The following is a 22,058-nucleotide window of genomic DNA, read 5'->3' as shown; positions in this document are numbered from 1 at the left end:
TGCCTAACCTGAAAAGCGTTTGCGGGTGAAATGACGAGAGCAAGCGCTCCGTCCTGGTGCTGGACTAGTCCAGTTGAGGAGAAATTGATGCGTGACGAGTCACCACGGGCGGTTACGGCAATCTGTCGGTCCTTGCAGGAGCAGATCGCCCATGGATTGCTGCAGCCCGGCGGGCAGTTGCCATCCGAGCGCAAACTCAGCGAGCTCTTCGATACCACGCGCATCACGCTGAGAGAGGCGCTGGGCCAGCTCGAGTCGCAAGGGTTGATCTACCGAGAGGATCGCCGTGGATGGTTCGTCTCACCGCCTCGGATCGCTTACAACCCGCTGGTGCGTAGCCACTTCCACGCCATGGTCCGCGAGCAGGGCAGGCTCCCGGCAACCGAGGTATTGTCTGCCCGGTTAGTGCCCGCCGCAGCGGACATCTGCGCGCGACTGGGATTGCCCGCGCTGTCCGGTGTCATCCAGATCCGCCGCGCCCGGCGCATCGACGGTCGGCTGGTGCTCTACGTTGAACACTATCTGAACCCCAGCTACTTCCCAGACATTCTCGACTACGACCTGACCCGCTCGCTGACCGAGCTATATGCCAGCGAATATGACATCCGCTACGGCCGCGTCCGCTTCGACATGGTCCCCACCGCCCTGCATCCCGAAGCCGCCACCACCCTGCGCACCGCCCCCGGTAGCCCCGCCCTGCGCATCACCCGCCTCAACCGCGACCAGCACGAGCGAATCATCGATTGCGATGTGGAGTACTGGCGGCACGATGCGATTCATGTGTGTGTGGAGGTGCCGGAGTGAGGGTAGGCCGTTTAGGTGGGTTGGGCCAGCAACGTCAGATTCGCTTTGCACTCAGCGATTGATCGTTCCAGCTGGGTGAGCGTATGGCCCACCGCGAGGTCGGCAGGCTTACCCATTCGGCGAATTCGGAAGCTGAGAGGACGCGGGGAGGGAGCTTCTAGTGAAGCAACATCGTAATGAGCGGTCCAAGTAGTGGACCGCTTGGTCGGAGCGCTGTCTGGGCTTTTCGGCACGATTTCCATAGCGAAGCCGTTGTTGCCCGTTCAGTGCGAGCATTCAGTCAGGCGTCGAGGGACAAATCCTGCGCGTGCTAAAAAATTATTAATCGGACAGTGCCCGTCGAGGCGCACGCGTTATCGCATCGTTTCTGAGCTGGCGGCCAATCTAATGAGTTCTCAGCGCCGCGATTTCTTCCTGTGGAGCTATAAGCTGCATGTCGATTTGGTTCGCTCCAGATAGTGCGGACAGCCTCCGTAGATCTTGCAGGACTAGATGCATTGGCCTAAAGGTATTGATCAGTACGTGCGGCGTTTCTCCGGCGCGGGAGGTACTGATTCGGTATTGTCGCCACCGGTGGGGCCCCAAGCGTCCCTCGTACACCACTTTCGATTCCAGGATGATCGAGGTGATCTCGGTAAACGGAATCAGAATCTCGGCAGAAAGCTCCGAAAACTGGCCGCATTCGAATATCAGCAGTAGCCCCCTCTGTACTGCATACGCCTCGATCTTGTCCTCGGGAACTCCGCGCCCACGCAAGTAAAGGACAACAAATGGCACAATTGGCGTCGCCAATCCCATGGTGCCCGCGAGCCAGTCACGCTCGGTTATCACGCCAAACAAGAACAGCCCGAGTGAGGTTGCAAGACATGCTAGAAAAATTTTTCCCTGGTGAGTATTGGGCTGCCGCACCAGCGGTTCATATCGATCAAACTTGTCATCGGTGAAGTGGCAGTTATTGGCGTAAAGTCGGACCCGTTGTTGCAATGACCATTCCTTATTAGCCAAGAGGCTAGTTACTGTTTAGTTGCGATGGATATTTAGCGGAAAGGGAACAGATTTATTTTCGGCTGTTGTTCAACCCCCATAACTCACATGCTGCGCCATCAGGTGCGGGCGGCTGAAAGTGTCGATCTGGGGGATGCGTTCGGTAATTTCGCGCACCTTGGTATTCAACGTTTCGTCGTCCAAGTCGGGCCAGCAACGTAACTCCGATGTTGGCCTAGAGGTGTCCGCTAGCGGCGCAATCCAGCAGAAATTAGGCTGACGAAGTTCGGTGCGGCAAATAATCGAGGTGATCACGAAGCAATGGACTTAGTTGGGAGATATATGTCAGCGCGTCCGTCGTGCTACCTGTGCTGTGGCTGTGATGTCCACGGTACTCGTCGTTACTAAATTGCCGAGGCCTGGGGCGTCCTGTTCCTTGCGGTGGGATTGGCCTAGGTGGATCTCGCCGCTAGCCAGCATGTCGTACATATTCCCGCGGATTTCACTTGTGTAAAGCGTGCCGTCTCGCTGATAGCTCAATGCACCGGCGTAAATGGCGCGATTACTACTGACACGGGCGATTTCGAAGGATGTTGACTGTCCATTGCATTGCCCGGTCCATCGGTCGCCGACAGAGACGTACTCCGGCTGATGAGGCGGCAGCATTAGGCATAGCATCATAGCTAGCCTACCGGGTGCCAGCAGGTTTAGGCTATCAGCGTCCCCTGTCTTAGGAGCATAACCTTGCAGCTCCATGAAGCCACCATCACGGTCAAGGTAAATCTGGAAAGGTTCTTCAGTGATTGCCTTGAATACCCGCCAGCTGGCGTTTAGCGGATGGTCCAGATCCCTAAGGCCAGGGTGCTTGATCTCATAGTCCCCAGCGGACATATCGTTCATCTGAGTAAGATTTTGACGCGTGTCGATCGGAAAAGCATTGTCCCAACATTTGCCCGAGTGGCCACGTAGTCCACATGGGCTGTCAAAATCACGCCATCGGCTTCCACTGACGTAACTTTGAATACCAATCCAAACTCGGTAGTGCTTTCTTTCGGCTCGATACTTGATAATCGCGGAAAGAATCTCACGCCACGTTTAGTCGTGGCCAGAACGCGGTATCGGCTAGTATCGCCGGAAGCGAAGGATACCGGGAGGTGCACTTCGGTTGGTTGCGGAACCTGTACTTCTGCGTTTTCGACGACGGGACTCTCATTGGATGTCTGTGCATCGCAGCCCAGTTGAGCGAGGCTGACTAAAATCATCGCGCATGTGGCTGGATGCCTGAAGGAGGCCCAATTGAGTGAACAATTCATGTGATATCCGGTGTAAGAGAGAGATAGCGAGCGGAAAGGGGCAGATTTATTTTCGGCTGTCGTTCAATCTCCGTAACTCACATGCCGCGCCATCAGATTGGGGCGGCTGAAGGTGTCGATCTGGGGGATGCGTTCGGTCATTTCGCGCACCTTGGCTTTGAAGCTTGCATCGTCCATGTCGCGCCAGTAGCGGGGGTCGCGGCCGGTATGGCGGTCGTGTCCGGCGGTGATGGGGTCGAGGTGGCGGAAGGCTTCCAGCTCCGGGGTGTCCGGCTGGGGTTTGCTGATATCCATATAGTTCTGCAGGTAGTCCCAGAGTGCGCAGGGCACGGAGGTGCTGCCGCTGGCACCGACGAAGTTGGCCATATTGATCCAGATATCCCGGTAGCGATGGACGATGCACAACACGTTGTTGGGCAGGCCCTGACGATCCGGTGTAGTAGTGACATAGGCATCGAACTCGTAGAACGGGGCGACCTTTTCGCCGATAGTGCCATTCTTCTTGTATTCGCCGTTATTGTCGTAATCGAACACGGTGACCAGTCCGGTACGGCGGTTGAACTCCCACAATGGTCCTCTGGAAGGTTTGATCCAGAGTTTCGGAAAGTGATTTATTACAAGCCAGCCTATTCCCCAAGCAACTAGTAAAGGAAGGCAGAAGAAGATGAACATCTCGAATAGACCATCTAAAAAAAAACGCCACCAATCAGGCTTCCCGAAATCGATGCCTATAAAGCACGAGACAAATACAAAGGGGGAAATGATTATTGCTCCTCCTCTTCCAATGATCTGCATATATATCCAGAACTTTGAGCTTGCTGGTAGTTGGGCGTGGCGGATTTTCTCGTTGTCCAGCCTGTCGTGAAAATCGATATGTTCAAATGGTTTGGGTATATATTCGCCACGACTCTTTTGCTCGCTCCTGACCCTGTCGAGCTCTTCCTGATAACGCAAGTCCGCTGGTTTGATATTTGTCAGTACGCACGGGGGGAGCATGTCCTGAGTACTTCCCCAAGGTAGACGCATACTGCCGAAGCGGCGCAGCCAGGGCTGTTCGCTGGCCGGCGGCTGGTCGGGAATATGCTCTGCGCTGTAGGCGCTGGGGCTGTAGAAGGCATCAGGATTCGGCATGGGTCTTCTCGTTGGCCCAGAAGGGGAAGGTTGGTCGTGTTGAAGTTCGGGGCTGGCGCCTTGCTTGCATCCGTCTCTCCGGCATGCGCAGTTTATCCAGCCTTTCTGGCTGCTCAGCCGCCGTAGCTCACATGTCGGGCCATCAGGTTGGGGCGGCTGAAGGTGTCGATCTGGGGAATGCGTTCGGTCATTTCCCGCACCTTGGCTTTGAAGGCGGCGTCGTCCATGTCGCGCCAGTAGCGGGGTTCGCGGCCGGTATGGCGGTCGTGTTCGGCGGTGATGGGATCGAGCTGGCGGAAGGCTTCCAGCTCCGGGGTTTCCGGCAGGGGTTTGCTGACATCCATATAGTTCTGCAGGTAGTCCCAGAGTGCGCAGGGCACTGAGGTGCTGCCGCTGGCACCGACGAAGTGGGCCATATTGATCCAGATATTCCGGTAACGATGGACGATGCACAACACGTTGTTGGGAAGGCCCTGACGATCCGGCGTGGTGGTGATATAGGCATCGAACTCCTAGAACGGGGCGACCTTTTCGCCGATAGTGCCATTCTTCTTGTATTCGCCGTTATTGTCATAATCGAAGACGGTGACCAGCCCGGTACGGCGGTTAAATTCCCAGAGTGGGCCTCTGGAGGGTTTGATCCAGAGTTTGGGGAAGTGATTGATTACGAGCCAGCCTAGCCCCCACATCAATAGAGAAGGTAGGACAACAAAAACAAAAGCATCTAAAAGGTTTTTTGATAGCTCGCTTTGCCAGCCTACTTGTGTGTAGTTAGTGATTGATGCAAATGAGAGAAGTGCAATTGGAGATAGAAAAAAACCCCTACATCTCCAAGCGTCTTTAAGTAAATCCAAAATTTTGAGCTACCAGGGAACTGAGCATGCCTGATTTTTTCGTTATCTAAACGATCATGCAGGTCTAAATGCTCCAGTAATTTCGGAACATAGTTTCCGTGTTCTACTGCTCTACTTTTTCCTTTGTGATCGTCTCCACCAAACGTAAATCAGTTGGTTTGATATTCGTCAGTACACAGTAAGGGAGCATGTCCTGAGTGCCCCCCCAGGGCATACGCACGCTGCCAAAGCGGCGTAACCACGGCTGTTTCTCGGCTGGTGGTTGCTCGGGAATCTGCTCCGGATCGTAGGCGCCGGGGCTGTAGAAAGGGTCAGGATTCAGCATGGGTCTTCTCATCGGCCCAGAACGGAACGTCGGTCGTGTTGAAGTTCGGGGCTGGCGCTTTGCTTGCATCCGCCTGCCGCATGCCGCAGTTTATTCAGCCTCTCTGGCGGGTCAGCCGCCGTAGTTCACAGTTTTGTGTGCAGGGCTTTTACCTGCTGGCTCAGGCGCTGTAACTCGGCGCTGGGTTTGGCCCATTGCTCGGGCGGCAGGGGTTTGGACCATTCATGCATGGTGCGCGGCAGGGCGGCGCGGCTTTTGCGTTTGATGCTGCGGATATCCCATTCGGTCATGTAGTTGGGCAGCGTCCAGAGCGTCATTACATGGTAGAGGTACCAACCGAAAACGCCGAATACGCCCACCTCGCCCTCGCGGAAGCGGCGGTGCAGGCGCTGACGGGCATTGCGGAAGGTGTGCAGGCCTTCGTGGGGCGGGTCGTCCGGGCCTTGTAGTTCCAGCGGATCTTGGATGTCCTTGAGGCTATGCACCTCGTACTCCATATAGGCGCGAATGGCCTCCCAGTTGCTGATGGCCAGAGGTAGACCGGCGCAGGGGAACTCCAAGGTACAGTCGCGCCCGCTGGGCGCATGATGAAAGCCCACGCCCATGGCGTACTGACGCTGCACGCCATACTGGGTAGCTCCCTGAGCCTGAATCACCCAAGCGGAAAGCGACTCCCAGGGCACGGCAATTGGATCACGATCGCCAATGGGCACAAAGCACACTTCGCGGCGTTGGCGGTTAAAGCGGGTGGGTCTTATATGGCTGGCTTTGCTGCGAGTCTGGAGCCAAACGAAAAAGCTGAGAGCGCCGCAAGAGAGTCCTGTAACTGCGCCTACCCATTGCGCTTCGCCATACGTGCCGTAAAAAAAATCTTTCGCATCGTCCAGCCCCCCCCACGCCCAACGCCAGTAAAGCTGCAATCATGGGTAGCAAATAAGTGATCATTGCAAAGAGTGCGAAAGGCCCGCCAATCAGCATTTGCCAGCCAAACACCTGGGGCAACCCTGTACCAAAGTCCAGATAGGTCTCATTCATCTCGCCCACGGCATGACTGTAATCCTGCGCCGGATGCTGGGTAGGTAGGGGCAGCGGTGCCAGGTAGGTGATTTGCCCGGAAGGAAAGGGTTGGGTATCGCCCGCCTTGGGTTGCTGCTTGAGAAACTGTGTAGCGTTGCTGTCGGGCAGGGTCATGACGGGCCTGTAGCGGGTAAAGAAGCGAGTCGAGAGTCAGCTAGGCGGCCGGCGCCCCACGAGGTGTTTGCTCGCTAGTTAAGTAGCTGTCTTCATTATCGTGTTGCAGGCGAATCATATGGTGTATCGCCTGATACTGGCCTTGCGCATTGCGCGTTTCGATACGCAGGGCCAGCAGCAACTCCGTGATGGCCACGCCCTCGATTGCGGAGGGAGGTGCCAGATGCATCGAATGCGCCTTCGAGTATTGGCGGCATGATGCGATTCAAGTGTGCCTGGAGGTGCCGGAGTAGGAAAAGCTGGTAGGCGTCGCTGACAATTGCCCCCACTGGGTTACTGCTTGGCTTAGGCTACGCTCGCGGTTTGCCCAGTGTGCTGTCGAAGTAATCCATAAAGTTTTGGCCATTGGCGAAGGCTTTTTCGATTTCAGCAGTTTCTGCCAGCAGCGCGCTGCAGGGTTTGGCCCATTGCTCTGGCGGCAATGGCTGAGACCACTGCTCAATGCTGGCGGGCATGGGTTTCATGCTGTAGCGGTGGTCCCACTCGGCGACCCAGTAAGGGAAGCGCCACCAGGTAACGACATTGCGCACGTACCAAAACGCCACGCCGAAGGCCGAACAGTCGCCCTCACGGTAAGCCTCGCGCATGGATTCACGCTCTTCATCAAAAGTATGGCGCCCCTCGTAGGGGGCTTTGCCGGGGCCAAAGGCCGGGCCTTGTTCCATATACACGCGAATGGCCTCCCACTTGGACAGGCCATGGGCAGGGGTCAGTACGCCCTGATTAAGGAAGTGTGTCTTGTCGGTTTTCGGGTTGTCGAGGGCCATACCCAGGGTATAGGTACTCATGATGCCCTCGCCCGTGGTGCCGGTGCTGACCGAAACCCACACCACCAGCTCTTCCCACGGCTGAATGATCGGCTCGTCCGAACCGCTGGGGAAATAGCAGACCTCGCGGCGCTGGCGGTTAAAGCGCATGGGCCGGGTGCGGGCTTTTTGTAGGGTGGTGCTGATGACTGAATAGCAGCCCAAAATAGCTATGAAGCCGCCACCTAGTAAGGCCAGTAGCGAATAAAAACGGAGGCCTTCAAGCATGCTCATTACATGAGTCATAAACGTCCGTTCGTGAGGATCACCAAAAAACATGGCCAATTCAACTAATGGGAGCACTATCAAACATGAAATCAGAACGCACATTAGGACCCAAATCATGAGCTGGGCCTGGAATGCTTTGTTGAAGTTACTTTGTCCCACATCGAGATAAGTGTCGTTAACTTCCAGAAAGCTGCCTCCCAGGTCCATCGGCGCATGGCCGGTGGGCAGTGGCAGGGGGGCCAGAAACAGTGCTTGGCCGGTGGCGAAGCTGCGCATTTCTCCCGCACTGGGTCGCTGGTTCTTTAGGTCGAAGTCGGGGTCTGCGGGGGCTTTGGCCATAAGGGCAATTGGGTCCTTTAGCTGGTGGCAGGTTGGTCGAGGGTATCCAGCGTAAGCGGCAGGCTGGGGGCATTGGCGTTGCGTACACGCAGCAAGGCGACTTCGGCCATGGGTTTGCCTTGCTGGGCAAGCAGGGTCAGGCTTTCAAAGCGTTTGATATGTACCTCGTTGCTGCCTGCCAGCGGCGGGTAACGCAGCTCGATGGCCAGGCCATGCTGGGCATTAGCCTCCTGCGGGTAGATCTCCAGCCCCAACAGCAGCGGCTCGTGCAGTTTACTGAGTAATTTGAATTGGTAGAGCAGCGGCTCGGTCCAGGGTTGCCAATCGTTACGCTGTTGGTTACTGAGCCAGTAGGCGGCCAGGCTGATGCTACTGTCATCCAGCTCAGCGGCGATAACGCCGGGGACCTGCAGGATAAACAGCCCGGCGGTCTTGTCAGGTTGTAACGCTGCCCTCGGCGCAGCGGTGATGGTGGCCAGGCGCAGGTGCTCGGTCGCCAAGGGGCGCTGAGCATCGCGCAGGCCCCAGGGGCCTTGTTGCAGCCAGTCGTCGAGCTTGCTCAGGTTATTGCGGTTGTATATCCACTCGCCGCCCAGTTGCAGGCCGGTCAGGGCCAAACCAATCAGGTTGGCCCGCGCGGCGATGCTGACCAGGCGGCCTCCGGCGACAGCCCAGGCCGCAGCGCGGGCTTGCTGGGTATCCTTTAGCACGCCAATCACAATGCCGCTTGAGCGAACTAAGGCCCAACTGTTAATACCCACTTGCCCGGCATCGCCCACGCCTGTAATCCCTGCACCCGCTAGCATGCCCGCATCGCCGCGGCGCAGGCCCTCGTTAAATTTATCGATACTACCCTTCAAGCTGGTGGATGCAGCGAGCAGGCTGAAAGCATAGGCGGGCAAACCAAAGCTAGCGGTGAGCTTGCCTAGCCGTGCGGCCGTGGTGATTTTGCCGGCGACACTGGCGTAGTTGTTAATTGCTACCGAAAGGCTGGTAACCGCAATGCCCTGAGCGGCAGCTGCGACTCCCGCCATCATTGAGAAAAATGCATTTGCAAGGGCGACACGGTCGGCCCAGTTACTATCTGCTTTCCGTTGAAACTCAGCACTCACCACCACAAAATTGCGTATCTGCCAAACCGCCACGACCGAGGCAAACATATCCGCCCCGACCGAACGGAACACGCCCTCGCCCAACCCCTTAAATGGCCGCTTTAGACGGAAGTCCTCGGCCATGTGCTGAAATTCGGCAACCTGAGTGCTGTTAAGGCCCTTGATCTTGACTCCGGCCTTGCTTGGCCCTTCGCCCACCGGGCTAAGGGCGCTGGCCACGCGGCTTTCTAACGGCAGCAGGTTTGCTTGCAGAGCTTTGCGCTCTGCCAGCAGGCTGCGGTGGCTACCGTGGGGCAGCCGGCCCCGGCGCTCAAAGGCGAGGGTTTGTCTGATTTTGTGTTTCAGGGCGGTAAGCGTGCTGCGCAGCTCGGCCAGCTCGCGGGTATCGGCCTCAAATGCATGAATCTGGCTGGCTGCCGCGAACTCCAGGGTGATGCCACCTTGGCCAAAGGCCCGCAGCACATCCAGCCACGCCGCCCCTGGCAGGGCACGCAGCACTTTGCCGGGGTCCAGCGGGGCTGCGTTGCGCAGCCCTTGCATGGCACCGTCCATGGCCGCGGCCAGGCCCAGTTGTTTGGCCGGCTCGTAGGCGGTATTGCGCAACTGATTCAGGGTGATGCCCGTTTCGCTGAGGTGGAAAACACTCGGCAGTTGTTGCTGGACCAAGCCCTTGAACTGGACGCTAAGCTCATGTGCGCCGCTGTAGTCATTGCTGGCCATGGCCGTATCACGCATGCCCTTGATCAAGCTGGAGAGCTTGGTCTGCATGTCGATCTGGTCGCTGTGACTTAGGGTGAAAAACCCAGGTAGGCTTAGCTGCGGGTATTTATCCAGCAGCGCCGCCACGGCATCGGTGGCTTTGTCGGTACGGCAGATATCTTTCAGGCAGGCATATTCGGTGGCGAGCGCAACTTCTATTTGCGTACTCGACTGGGGGTCGAAGTACCAGGCCGCACGGTGGAAGCGTTCTGCTGCAACCATGGCAATACGGTCTTCGGTGATCAGGTCAAGTCGCTCGTTCCAGCGTTTGAGCTGGGCGCGCTGTTGTTTGAGAAACGCCTCCATACCGGGGCGATCAGTCAGATCGCCTATGCCTCGCTGTCCCCACTTTGCCCCTTCCAGGGCATCTTCAGCATTCTCATCAAGGCTCTCGATAAAGTCCTCGTACTTCGCATAGAGGGGCGCGCCGAGGCTCTGGCGCATGCGCATACGTGAGGCATTAATGGCGCCACGGTGTGTGCCGGGACCATGCCACTGGGTCTGATGCTTGATGTTGATGTAGTCACTGATGCTCTGACGTTGGGTCAGGTCGGTTTCTTCTTCAAGCTTGGCGAAGCGAGGATCCTGCTTGGCTGCACTGAGCATTTGCTGCTCATTCAGGCGGTACAGCGACTCGATGTAGCAGCCGATCACATACTTCTTCTGGGTTGTTTCGGCACTGCTCCAGTCGATGATCCAGCCGGCAGCGAGATCTTGGTGGCTCGCCAGGTCACGCAGCACACCAATGTCGTCACGCACCACCAGGTAGAGGTGGTCATTTTCGTACTGCGGATTCAGGCTTTTCTTAAGCATGCCCAGCTGGGTTTGCTGGTACAGCGACGGTTGCTCCCACGCGTAATCCTTTACCTCTTCAGGATGCACACCTTGACCTGCGCTTGTTGTGGCGGGCTTCTCCGCCACTTCGGCCAGCCACTTGTTGACTTGGTGAGTGGTCAAAAGGTCGGCGGCACCTTTCTCACAATCCACCCGGCTGAGGTCAACGGCTTGCATGAAGTAACGACGCTCTTTTGGGCTGTTGAGCACTTGAGCGCATTTTGCGGCGGTCCACTGCACCTCGGAGTAGGCCACATGCAGCGGATCATTACGGGAGAAAATCAGTTGGGCTGCGCCGACGCTGGTCTCCCGCTTGTCGGCAATGACCTCGGCCTTGTTCCACAGCAGTTGGGTAATCACACCCTTGGCAATGCGGTACTCATGCAGAATGGCTTTAGGCTGCTTGCTGACGATCACATACAACCAGCCATCGCGAATCAACCGAATACCCAATGGCCGCGATTCAAGTGAGTAAGGCAGGCTCAGCTCGGCGGATGGGTCCAGGCGTTCGACCAGGCCATAGCGCAAGGGTAGCAACTGCACCTTGTTCTTCATGTGCGGGCAGGCGCCGATTGGGCTCTTGGCGTCGCTTTTGGCTTTGTCAGCGTGGTTGGGGTTCTTGCTGCTCATGAGGAACTCCTTTGCGCTGACTGGGCGCGGGCGTAGGCCAGATCCGCCGCCTGTTCGATACGTTGGGAGGGCGTACGTGAAGACTTGTGCGTCAGCAATTCGGCAATGTCGGCATGCGCCTGCATTGCGTCATCACCCAACAGGCCGAAGATGTTGGCGTAGAGAATGATGTCCTGTTCGCTATTAAAGCCCTGGGCATAGGCCTGTTCCGCCAGCATCCGTAGGTGCTGCCAGCGCTCTGGCGAGCTTAGGGCCTGTTGGTAATCGGGAAAATACTCGCGCAGGTGCTGGTCGAGGCGGATAAGGATGCCGCGAAACGCCACCTCGCCGAGCCTCTCCAGTTGCGCGTCGGATAGCCGATAGGGCCGATCATGGCGGGCGACTGCTGCCGAGCCTGGGCATTGAAGCTGATGCCAGCTGTTCTGCGTGCGGTCGGCGGCGACGATCTGTTCGATGGGGCCCCATAGCGTGGCATCTGCGTCGCGCTGGGTGGGCTCAACTAGCGCCTGCATCACCGCCGGGTCAGCCAGCCGTAGCAGCATCGCCTCGCCTTGTGGGTGGCGCACGGCTACCAGCCAGCGCAGGTGGTTCAGCACCTCATCTCGGCTGGCGCGACTGAACAGCAGGTAGCCCCATTCGTCGTGGCTGTTTTGCACAAACGCGGCCAACGCGGGGTCTTGCTGCCCGTTCAGACGAATCAGGCAGGGCGAGACATCACTCAGCTGAGCCCAGGGTGTGTCTAGGTAGAGTACGTCGAAATCGGGCGATTCGGACCACTCATAGAGCCGTTGCGCCAGACCATCGACACTGATGCCGTCCAGCAGCAGGTAAGCGGAGGCGCCCCAGGGCAGGGCTGGTGGCAGTTGACGCAAATCGTTAGTTGGCATCTGCGGCCTCCAGCTTGGCGGCCTCGCAGATGAGGCACAGTGGTTGCTTGCGCATCAACGCCTGCTTCTGCGCCTGAATCAGCAACTCCCCCGCCTTATCCGCATCCGCCGCCTTGACCTTGCCCGGTCGAACCGGCGCCGCGCCTGAGCCGTTGCCCGGACTTCCGCCCGAGTTCATCCTGATCAAAGGCCCGACCATGGTGATGCCGCTACCGTCGAGCTTGATAAAGCTGCCGCCAGCCTTGAAGGTCAGTTCGCTGCCGGCTTCGAGGACGACTTTCAAGCCGCTGGAGAGGTGGATTTCCTGGCCGGCTTCGATGAACTGGCCGGTACCGATCTTCACGTGTTGGTTGTTGCCCACGGTCAGGTGGTCGTTGGCTTTGACTTCGCTGCGGCGGTCGCCGTGGGTGGTGCGGTGTTCTTCGGCGCGGAATTCGCTGTAGCTGTTGGCCTCGACGGTGTCGTGGCGTTCGTGTCCGACGCGGATTTTCTGGTCATGCTCGATGTTTTCATCCCAGTCGCGCTGGGCGTGGATATATATCTGTTCGGCGCCCTTGCGATCCTCGATGCGCAGCTCGTTGTAGCCGCCGCCACCCGGGCTGCTAAGGGTTTTGAAAACGCTGCGGGTCTTGTTGGCCGGTAGCTCGTAGGGGACCGCATTCTCCTTGTGATGGAGACAGCCGGTGATCAGTGGCTGGTCGGGATCGCCCTCAAGGAAGGTGATCAGTACTTCCATGCCGACGCGGGGGATGGCGATACCGCCGTAATGGTCACCGGCCCAACTCGATGAAACGCGTAGCCAGCAGCTGGTCTTGTCGTCGGCCTGGCCGTGGCGGTCCCAGAAGAATTGCACTTTTACCCGACCATATTCGTCGCAGTGGATCTCTTCGCCGGCAGGGCCGGTGACGACTGCGCTCTGGCTGCCGAGGATGCGTGGCTTGGGGTGGCTGAGCGCGGGGCGGAATGGAACGGCCCACGGCGTGGCGGCGAAGTGGTTGCGATAGCCTTGAGTGAAGTCGGTGTCGCCTGTTGGCGCTTGCGTCACGTCGGGTGAGGAGCCGGTGACCGACTCCTCCAGCACCTGCGGCTGCTTGCCTTCGTGGTGAATCTCGGTGAGCAGCCATAGCTGATTCCAGTTGCCGCGCGGGTGATCGCCGAGTGAGAGGAAGTGGCCGCTGATCAGCCGCGGCTGATCGCTATCGCCCTCGGCCAGCTCGAAGTCATGACGGTGGCGTTCCAAGGCGCGCCGGGACAGGTGTTTGCCGCGCTCACGGTCGACGAAGCGGCCTGGATAGTCGTAGTCCTCGAGGTCGGGCTGAGTGCCGCCCTGAATCGCCGCTTCCATCGTCAGACGGGGTTTCTCGAAGTCGTAGTCGCGGCGGGTGACGCGGCTGGTACGGGTCTCGATGCGCACCCCGAAGCGCTTGATGACCGGCTCGTCGGCGACCAGGCCGCTGTCCTGCTGGTAAGCAACCGGGGCAAGTGTTGGAAACACCGTCTGGTCATCGCCGAACACCAGCATATGGCCGGTTTCGCTGTGCCGGAAATGGTAGTGAACGCCTTCCTCTTCGCAGAGCCGCTGGATGAAGTGCAGGTCGGTTTCGTCGTATTGAACGCAATAGTCTCGCGTGGGATAGATCACCGGGCCGAGGTCGAAGCGATGGCTGTCGCCAGTGAGAATGCCGTGCTCTTCGAGCACCTGGGCGATGATCTGCGGTACTGAGAGGTGCTGGAAGATGCGCTGGTTGGTCCGGTGCGCCAGATAGGCAAGCCTCGGGACGATCACCAGTTGATAGCGCGTCAGCCGTTTGCCGGACTCGCCTTGGGCGGCGCGATAGATCTGACCGTGGATGCCGCCGCCATTCCCGGCGAATGTCAGGAACGCGGACTGCTGAAGCAGGCTTTCCAGATCTAGATCTGGGCGCTCGCTGACCAGCTCCAGTTCGAAGCGGTAGGGCTGGCTGATGGCTTCTCGGCCGCTGAACTCGAGCACTTGAAAGTCATGCTCGATGCCTTCGATGTGCAGGGAAAAGTGCTTCTGGTTGGCGGGGGCGAACATCCTTGTTCCTCCTGGATCCGTCCATGGTGTGCGCCAGGGCGCATGCGGGGGCTTGATGTACCACGCATCGACGGCGTTGCGGTGCGCTGGGTCGCGCATTGCTTCGCCGCGGTTTCAATTTCTATGACTGTTTCGCAAAAAAGCTTCAGCCGGGACATGCCCGGCCAAAGTCATTGGTGCGGTGATCGCCTTAGCTGGCGATCGGGGTGCGCCAGTCGTCGGAGCCGGAAGTGCCGGAGACTTCATGAGTCCAGACGATCTTGCGATAGGTGAAATACACGTCTTCCAGGTGAGTGAAGTGCGACATGTTGGGGTCCTGGCAGTTGGGCATGCGCGACTGCACGTCGACGATCACTGCGTCTTCCAGTTCGATGGTGAAGTAGTGCTCCTGGGTGCCGGTGGAGGAGGTGCGGTACCACTCCAGGCGGCACTTGTTCAGGCGCTCACCGGAGGTCAGGGCGTTGAAAATCAGCGGTGACGACTTGTCGAACACCTTAGTGATCATCAGCGGCTTGTGTACGCGCTGGCCGGTGGGCTGGCCCGACTGCGGGTCGCGCGGAATGATGACTTGGTGCTGGAAGGCCTGCACCAGAATCTGGTCTTCATGTCCTTCCTGGAAAATATTGCCGACCGAGTCCTCGGTGAAAGTGCCTGCGGTGATCAGGCCTTGCTTGGTGCCTTCGAGGGACAGATACGCGGGTGTTGGCATGGGTGCTCTCCTTGCTTTGTTGAATGCCGGAATGGCTAATCAACTTCTACAAGGTGCGTGCCAATTAAATAAAAACGTTATTTTTCAATTGCTTGTGTTTTGTTGCTGGTCGGCGTTCTGCTGGCCCTGTGGGTCTCTTCACATTTAGTTGGGCAACATCTTGCCGACCCTGTGCAAGGTTTGGCGCATAGAGACGGCAGGCCAGACATCACGGGCCGGGACACCATTGAAGCCACCTCGGCAGACGGAGCCCTGCGCAGTATCTTGCGCAAGGCTATGGCTCAGGACGAGCAGCTGATCTCCAGATGCTTGCCCCATTCCGGTGGGCGCTCGGCGTAACGCTCCATGCCAGGTTGCTCATCGAAGGGCCGGCTGAGTACGGCATGCAGTTCGCGCACCTGGCCGAAATCGCCTGCTTCAGCGGCCTCGATGGCCTGCTGGGCGAGGTAATTGCGCAAGATGTACTTCGGGTTGACCGCATGCATGCGCGTTTGCCGGGTAGCGTGGTCGTCACCTTCACGCTGAGTTCGCTGGAGGTAGTGCGCGGCCCAGTCATCGAATGCCTGGATGTCGATGAAATCCTCACGAAGCCGAGCCAGGGCCTGCTCGGGTGCGTGATCGCCAAGTTCGCGGAAGAAGTTCGTATAGTCGATGGAGCTGTCCTGCATCAGTTGCAGCAGACGCTGCACCAGCGTCTTGTCGTCGTCCTCTGCGGTTCGAAAACCCAGGCGCCGGCGCATCAGGTCGAGCCAGGCGGATTCGTAGATCGGCAGGAACAGGTTCATCGTCGCGCGCAATTGCTCGATCGCGATAAAGGGCGTCAGCGCCTGGGCCAGTGCGGCCAGATTCCAGTGCGCGATGGGCACCTGATTCTCGTAGGAATAGCGTCCGGCATCGTCGGAATGGTTGCAGATGAAGCGTGCATCGAAGTCATCGAGAAACGCGTAAGGGCCGAAGTCGAAGGTGATGCCGAGGATCGACATGTTGTCGGTATTCATCACGCCGTGGCAGAAGCCATACGCTTGCCAGTAGGCGATCAACTCGGCGGTGCGCTCCAGCACCTGGCGGAAGAATGAGTGATATGGCTCGGGATGCTCGAGGCAGTCGGCGAAGTGGGATTCGACGACGTGATCGAGCAGCTGCTTCAGCTCGTCGTGCTGTTTGGTGTAGTAGAAGAATTCGAAGTTGCCGAAGCGTACGTGGCTCTGGGCCAGGCGTAGCAGCATGGCGCCGCGCTCCCGACGTTCGCGATAGACCGGCGTGTCCGAATCGGTTACGCAGAGCGCGCGCGAACTGGGAATGCCCAAAGCGTGCAGATGTTCGCTGGCGAGGAATTCGCGAATCGATGAACGCAGCACGGCGCGGCCATCGCCCATGCGCGAATAAGGCGTCTTGCCCGCGCCCTTGAGGTGCAAGTCCCAATGCTGGCCCGCCTCGTTGACCACCTCTCCGAGCAGCAGGCCACGACCGTCGCCCAGGCGCGGGTTGTAGCTGCCGAACTGGTGACCGGAGTAGACCATCGCCCGCGGTTCGGCGGCGTTCCAGAGTTTGTGCCCGGAGAACAGCTCGGCGAACAGCGGATCGTCAGCCACCGCTGGGTCGAGATCGAGCAGCGCCATGGCTGCTTCGCTGGCAATCACCAGGCGCGGTGCGTCCAGTGGCTGGGGCGTCACCTCGGTGGAAAAGACGTCACCCAATTGGGCGAAGCGGTTGTCGAAATCAAGCTCGGTGAGAGTCTTCACGGGGGCTCCGGCGCTGTCCTGTTCGGCGCCCGGTGAGTGGGCGCATTTGAGTTTGGAGGCCGCGTCGGTGGCGACGTTCCTCAGGCCGGACTGTCGGCTGGCGGCTGCGCGGGCTTGTCGCCAGTCGGGTTCAGCCTGGGTGCGGTACCCAGCTGCAACTGCTTGCCGTCGAGGTTCTTCAGGAACACATCGATTTGGCGGAAGGCGATGTTGATGCCGGCCTTGGTAAATTCACGATCGATGTAGCGGTTGATTTCATCGGTCGCCGGGTTGCGGTCGCCGAGATCACGCACGTGGATGCGCAGCTCGTGGTCCAGAGTACTCTCGCCAAAGGCGAGGAAGAACACCAAGGGTTCCGGGTCCTTCAGTACCCGTGGGTTGTCCTGCGCTGCCTTGTAGAGCAGTTTCTTAACCAGATCCAGATCCGAACCGTAGGCGACACCGACCTTGATGGTCACTCGGGTCACGGTGTCGCTCAGCGACCAGTTGATCAGTTGGCCGGTGATGAATGTCTTGTTTGGAACGATGATGTCCTTGCGGTCGAAATCGGTGATGGTGGTGGCGCGGATGCGGATCCGGCTGACCGTACCGGACAGGTTGCCGATGGTCACCACATCGCCAATGCGCACCGGTCGTTCGAACAGGATAATCAGGCCGGAAATGAAGTTGGCGAAGATCTCCTGCATGCCGAAGCCGAGCCCGACCGATAGCGCGGCAACCAACCATTGCAGCTTGTCCCAGCTGACTCCGAGCGTCGACAAGGTGGAGACGATGCCGACGCTGGCAAGGGCGTAGGACAGCAGCGTGGTGGTGGCGTAGGCGCTGCCTTGCGCCAGATGCATCTTCGAAAGCACCAGCACTTCCAGCAGGCCGGGAAGGTTGCGTGCCAGTGCCACGGTGACGGCGATGATCAGCAACGCGCCAAGCAGGTTGTTGAGCGTGATGGCGTTGCTGGTAGCGGCATCGCCCGTGCCGCTGGCGAATTCGTACAGCACCACGTTATCCAGATAGGACACCACGCTGATCAGGTCGGACCAGACCCAGTACAGCACCGCGAAGAACAGGCCGAACATGGCCAGGCGAGTCAATCGCAGCGACTGTTGGTTGACCTGCTCGATGTCCATCCCGGCCTCGCCGGTGGATTCGCTGGTGTCTACTCCCTCGTCGGCATGCGCTTCGCGCCTGGCCAGTGCGCGCTGGTAGGCCAGGCGTCTGGCGGCGACGGTCAGGCCGCGAATGAGCGTGGCCTCGATGACGATCCAGGCGAGCAGCAGATACAGGGTGTCGATCAGGCGGCCGGTCAGCTTCAGCGCCGTGTAGTAGTAGCCGAAAGCCACCACCACGATCAGCGCCAGCGGCAGGACACTGAACAACAGGCCGATGAAACGCCTGAACGGTGGTGCGTTCTGGCTCGTGGGGCCTTTGAGCAGCAGGCGGGTCAGGCGCCAGCTCATCAGTGCGAAGCAGACCAGCACTACGACGATCCCGATGACGTCATCGACTAGGCTGCCCGGTTGGTGCTCTGCGATTGCCACCACCGCGACCAGGGCTATTACCACCAATCCCAATCGGCGGATTTCATTGCGCAGGAATACCACCTGCGGGCGGAACCAGCCGAAATGCGTTTCGGCCACGCGGTTCGGCGAAAGCATGCGGTAGGCGCTGTAGAACACCAGCCAGGCCTGCGCCATCTGGTAGAACGCGGCGCCGAGGCTGATGTTCTGGCCGCGTCCGTCCATCTGCAAAACGTAGCCGCAAAGCGCCATGAACAGCGTGCCGGGAAGCGCCAGCAACAGGTTCAGCAGCAGCGCCAAGGGAGTGTGCAACTGGCTGTCGTTGCGGAAATGACCGATGTCGCTGCTGAGCGAGTCGAGTTTCGCGTTGATAGCGTTGCGGCGCCAAAGCAGCAGCCCGATCAACAGCAGCAGCGGCACGAAGAACAACGGACGCTCGAGCAGGCCGGCGCCGAGTGCGTCGAACACCGAGGCCCAGGGCATCGCCCGCAGCTGACGGTCCAGCAAGGTTGGCACGCTCTTGAACCAGTCCAGGTCGAGCGGTTTATTGCTCGGAATCCAAAACATCTGCTCGTCCAGCGTCTCGCGCATGGCCTGGGCTTTGGACTGCAACTGACGTTGGTTCAACTGCAGCGTAATCGACTCGCTGAGCAGGGCGTTGAGTTCGTGGTTGAGACGATCGAGCAGCTCGCGGCGGGTAAGTACCAGCTCCATCAATGCGCTGCGCAGTTGCGGCGTGGCCTCGCTCGGCGGTTGGTTGGCGAGCTGTTGGTCGACATAGTCCTCGACATTGCCGCTGATCTCGCGGCGCTGATTGAGCTCGAACTGGTAAAGCCGGATGTCGGCGATTTCGTCGGCCAGGTCCTTGTCCAGTTTCAGCTGCGGTAGCGCCTGCTGTTGCTGATACAGAACCTTCGAGAGCAACAAACTTCCCTCGAGCACGGCGATTTGTTCCTCGAGCGCCTGATCCGCCTGGTTCAGCGTGTCGAGTTGCTGACGGGTCTGCAGGTTCTGTTGGGTCAGGTCGTTGAGCCGTTCGGTGGCGCGCAGCAGGTAGCCGGACAGACGGCGGTTCTCAGCGCTTTCGGCGGGCAGAAGCTTGTCTGAGCCGGCCTTCTCGGCTTTCAGCGAGAACTCGGCGACGGTCTGCTCTGACTCTTCCCGCCGCTTGTCATTGATCGCCGTCTGCAGCGCCATGTTTTCCTGTTCGGCGCGCGCGATACGCTCGGACAGCAGGTCGCGCCGCGCGACGCCGAGGTCTTGCAGCTGGCTGTTGCCGGCCAGTTCGTTACGGCGCAATTCGATCTGAGCGTTGAGCGCGGCTTTCTCGGCGCTGAGCAATGCGCGGCGCTCGTCGTTCAACGGCTTGCCGCCCTCGCGACCGGCCTTGAGCAGATTGTTGATCTCCTCGATACGAGCCTGATGATTACTGATATCCGCCTGAGCGCGTTCCGGGCGTGTCTGTGCGCTGATGATCATGCTATTGGCGGCGGTCAGCGCCGTTTGCCAGGCGGACACCTGCTCGACGCGTTCGTCCAGCCGCTGCTCGAGCTCGGAGACCGTCAGCTTGGCCAGCTTGGGCGCCATGTCGCTGGTATCGCTGCTCTTGAGTTTGCTCAGTTCCTGCTGCGCCGTGGCGATTTCCTTCGTTGCCCCGGCCAGTTCGGTCTTGAGGTCGGTCAGGCGCTTTTGCGCGGTTTCGGTTTGCTCCGTAAAACGCTGGGCACTTTCACTCACGCTGGGTTGGGCGTCTTTCGATGTTTCTGCCTCGGCAGCTTGCTTGCCGGGCAGGCCGGGCACCGTGGGGGCTGCTTGAACAGAGGCGAAAGGCGAAGCGATGACGAGCAATGTCGCCAGCATGAAGGTGCGCAAGGAGGCCATGAGTACTATCGAAAGGCGGAAATGAGTGCAGCAGTCTAAGGGCTGCGAATGGCCGAGGCGAGTCCGCAGATCGGAACGCTTCTACTGCGCGACATACTGCGCGCATGCACTCGTCAGAAGTGCAAACTGGGGCCGGGCGTGTTGCCTTCCGGAAACTTCAGACCGACCTTGCGCACTTCGCCGTGTTCCATCGAGGCGATGGTCCAGGTCAGGCCATTCCACTCGACGTGATCGCCGACGACAGGCTTGCCGCCAACACGTTCGGCCATGAATTGGCCGATCTGCTGATCGCCGTTCACGTCGCCCAGTTTCAGTCCGTAGAGCGCCGCCAGTGCGCTCATCTGGGCTTCGTTCTCGAGAATGAAATCGCCGAAGAAACGCATGTCGCGCCCGCGCTGTGGCGCCTCGCTGAACAGCTTGCCGAGCGCCGGCAGGTCCTCCTCATGGCCGATCACACAGAGGATGTCGTCAACCTGCAGGCGCGTGCTACCGGACGGGTGTAGCAGCGCCTTGCCGCGAAACAGCGCGGCAATGCGCGTGCCGGTCGGCATTTTCAGTTCACGCAGGGCGGCGCCCACGCACCATTTCTTGGCCGTCAGTCGATAAATGAACATTTCCCACTGACTGGTGGCATGGATCTGCAGGCCGGCGCGGGAAATCGGCAACGGCGAAGGCGGAATCTCTACCTTGGCTTTCTTGGCCGCCCAGGTCAGCGTCGTACCCTGCAGCAGCAGCGAGACCAGTACGATAAAGAAGGCGACGTTGAAGAACAGCTGGGCGTTTTCCAAGCCGGCCATCAACGGGAATACCGCGAGGATCACCGGTACTGCGCCGCGCAAGCCAATCCAGGAAATGAACAGGCGCTCGCGCAGGTGAAAGCTGCGGAAAGGCAGCAGCCCGATGAACACCGCAAGCGGGCGGGCAAACAGGATCATCCACAGCGACAGCGCCAGCGCCGGCAGGGCGATTGGCAGCAAATTGCTGGGCGTCAGCAGCAGGCCCAGTACCAGGAACATGCCGATCTGGCTCAGCCAGGCCAGGCCGTCGAACATGTGCAAGATGCCGTGACGGTTGCGGATCGGCCGGTTACCCAGCAGCAGGCCGCAGACATAGACCGCGAGAATGCCGCTGCCGCCGATGGCGCCGGATAATGCATAAATCATGATGCCGCCGGCCACCGCCAGCAGTGGGTACAGGCCGTCGGCGACCGAGAGCCGATTGATCAGGTACAGCAGCAGCCAGCCGCCAGCCAGGCCGAGGAGGGTGCCGATGCCGAACTGCTGCAGCAGGCTGATGAAAAAGCTCCAGCCGAACCCGGTCTGGCCCGACGCGAGCATGTCGATCAGCGCAACGGTCAGGAACATGGCCATCGGGTCGTTGCTGCCCGATTCGATTTCCAGCGTCGAGCCGACGCGCTCGTTCAAGCCGCGGCCGTTGAGCAGATTGAAGACCACCGCGGCGTCTGTAGAGCCCACAATGGCGCCTATCAGCAGCCCCTGCATCAAAGGCAGATCGAACAGCCAGGCCGCGGCCAGACCGGTCAAGCCGGACGTAACCACCACGCCGGCCGTTGCCAAAGAGAAGGCCGGCCAGAGCGCGACGCGAAAGGTGGCGGCGCGGGTGCGCATGCCGCCGTCGAGCAGGATGATGGCCAGGGCCAGGTTGCTAATCAGAAACGCCAGCGAGTAATCGTCGAAGACGATGCCGCCAATGCCATCGACGCCGGCCAACATGCCGACGGCGAGAAAAATAACCAGGATCGGCACGCCGAGACGTGTCGACAACGAGCTCATCAGGATGCTCGCCGCAACCAACAGGGCACCGATAAAAAACAGTTGGTTGATGTTGCCGATATCCAAGCGCACGCTCCGTGGTTGAGTGCCGCTGACAAACATG

Annotated in this window: 17 protein-coding genes; 2 read left to right on the top strand and 15 right to left on the bottom strand. The window is 59.3% G+C overall.

Going from position 1 to position 22,058, the window contains the following annotated elements; translation table 11 throughout:
- The first annotated feature begins 87 nt into the window (after window positions 1-87).
- A complete protein-coding gene (locus tag CH92_RS18910) occupies window positions 88-804 on the top strand; it encodes a UTRA domain-containing protein (protein WP_025243324.1) in 717 nt (238 codons plus the stop codon).
- A gap of 384 nt (window positions 805-1,188) precedes the next feature.
- Here CH92_RS18910 and CH92_RS18905 read toward each other — a convergent pair whose 3' ends face one another.
- The 3 genes from CH92_RS18905 to CH92_RS22345 form a co-directional block, all read right to left on the bottom strand.
- A complete protein-coding gene (locus CH92_RS18905) occupies window positions 1,189-1,788 on the bottom strand; it encodes a hypothetical protein (RefSeq protein ID WP_025243323.1) in 600 nt (199 codons plus the stop codon).
- 1,376 nt (window positions 1,789-3,164) lie between these two features.
- Window positions 3,165-4,232: a hypothetical protein gene (locus CH92_RS21975; RefSeq protein WP_144381051.1), complete on the bottom strand. Its 1,068-nt coding sequence runs from the start codon at window positions 4,230-4,232 to the stop codon at window positions 3,165-3,167.
- Window positions 4,233-4,345: 113 nt separating this feature from the next.
- Window positions 4,346-4,648: a hypothetical protein gene (locus CH92_RS22345; RefSeq protein ID WP_235206175.1), complete on the bottom strand. Its 303-nt coding sequence runs from the start codon at window positions 4,646-4,648 to the stop codon at window positions 4,346-4,348.
- On the opposite strand from CH92_RS22345, the gene CH92_RS22340 reads away from it, so the two are divergent.
- Window positions 4,640-4,912: a hypothetical protein gene (locus tag CH92_RS22340; protein WP_235206174.1), complete on the top strand. Its 273-nt coding sequence runs from the start codon at window positions 4,640-4,642 to the stop codon at window positions 4,910-4,912. The two genes, CH92_RS22345 and CH92_RS22340, sit on opposite strands and share 9 nt — an antisense overlap.
- 277 nt (window positions 4,913-5,189) lie before the next feature.
- Here CH92_RS22340 and CH92_RS18885 read toward each other — a convergent pair whose 3' ends face one another.
- The 12 genes from CH92_RS18885 to CH92_RS18830 form a co-directional block, all read right to left on the bottom strand.
- Window positions 5,190-5,411 (bottom strand): hypothetical protein, encoded by a 222-nt coding sequence (locus CH92_RS18885; RefSeq protein WP_025243320.1) that lies wholly within the window; start codon window positions 5,409-5,411, stop codon window positions 5,190-5,192.
- A 125-nt stretch (window positions 5,412-5,536) separates the two neighbouring features.
- Window positions 5,537-6,124 (bottom strand): hypothetical protein, encoded by a 588-nt coding sequence (locus CH92_RS18880; protein WP_235206173.1) that lies wholly within the window; start codon window positions 6,122-6,124, stop codon window positions 5,537-5,539.
- Window positions 6,125-6,149: 25 nt separating this feature from the next.
- Entirely contained in the window at window positions 6,150-6,602 is a 453-nt protein-coding gene (locus CH92_RS22095) for a hypothetical protein (protein WP_025243318.1), read from the bottom strand.
- 40 nt (window positions 6,603-6,642) lie between these two features.
- On the bottom strand, window positions 6,643-6,831 hold the full coding sequence (locus CH92_RS18870; protein WP_025243317.1) for a hypothetical protein: 189 nt from the start codon (window positions 6,829-6,831) through the stop codon (window positions 6,643-6,645).
- Between the two features lie 121 nt (window positions 6,832-6,952).
- On the bottom strand, window positions 6,953-8,035 hold the full coding sequence (locus CH92_RS18865; protein ID WP_235206172.1) for a hypothetical protein: 1,083 nt from the start codon (window positions 8,033-8,035) through the stop codon (window positions 6,953-6,955).
- A 17-nt stretch (window positions 8,036-8,052) separates the two neighbouring features.
- Window positions 8,053-11,370 carry a toxin VasX gene (locus tag CH92_RS18860; protein ID WP_025243315.1) on the bottom strand — a complete coding sequence of 1,106 codons (3,318 nt, stop codon included), beginning with the start codon at window positions 11,368-11,370 and terminating at the stop codon, window positions 8,053-8,055.
- Entirely contained in the window at window positions 11,367-12,257 is an 891-nt protein-coding gene (locus tag CH92_RS18855; protein ID WP_025243314.1) for a DUF4123 domain-containing protein, read from the bottom strand. The genes CH92_RS18860 and CH92_RS18855 overlap by 4 nt, the downstream gene beginning before the upstream one ends.
- Window positions 12,247-14,316, bottom strand: coding sequence for a type VI secretion system tip protein TssI/VgrG (gene tssI, locus CH92_RS18850; protein WP_025243313.1), 2,070 nt, complete (start codon window positions 14,314-14,316; stop codon window positions 12,247-12,249). The genes CH92_RS18855 and tssI overlap by 11 nt, the downstream gene beginning before the upstream one ends.
- Before the next feature lie 190 nt (window positions 14,317-14,506).
- Entirely contained in the window at window positions 14,507-15,025 is a 519-nt protein-coding gene (locus tag CH92_RS18845; protein WP_021206448.1) for an Hcp family type VI secretion system effector, read from the bottom strand.
- A 281-nt stretch (window positions 15,026-15,306) separates the two neighbouring features.
- The gene (selO, locus tag CH92_RS18840; protein WP_025243312.1) at window positions 15,307-16,767 is read right to left on the bottom strand and encodes a protein adenylyltransferase SelO; all 1,461 of its coding nucleotides are present in this window, start codon (window positions 16,765-16,767) and stop codon (window positions 15,307-15,309) included.
- A gap of 80 nt (window positions 16,768-16,847) precedes the next feature.
- Entirely contained in the window at window positions 16,848-20,162 is a 3,315-nt protein-coding gene (gene mscK / locus CH92_RS18835; RefSeq protein ID WP_025243311.1) for a mechanosensitive channel MscK, read from the bottom strand.
- Window positions 20,163-20,275: 113 nt separating this feature from the next.
- Window positions 20,276-22,021 (bottom strand): potassium/proton antiporter, encoded by a 1,746-nt coding sequence (locus CH92_RS18830; protein WP_025243310.1) that lies wholly within the window; start codon window positions 22,019-22,021, stop codon window positions 20,276-20,278.
- Between the last annotated feature and the right edge of the window lie 37 nt (window positions 22,022-22,058).

Origin of the sequence: Stutzerimonas stutzeri (assembly GCF_000590475.1) — a bacterium.
Classification (GTDB): Bacteria; Pseudomonadota; Gammaproteobacteria; order Pseudomonadales; family Pseudomonadaceae; genus Stutzerimonas; species Stutzerimonas stutzeri_D.
Note: the sequence above shows the minus strand (reverse complement) of the source record. Positions and strands in the feature narration are given on the sequence as shown.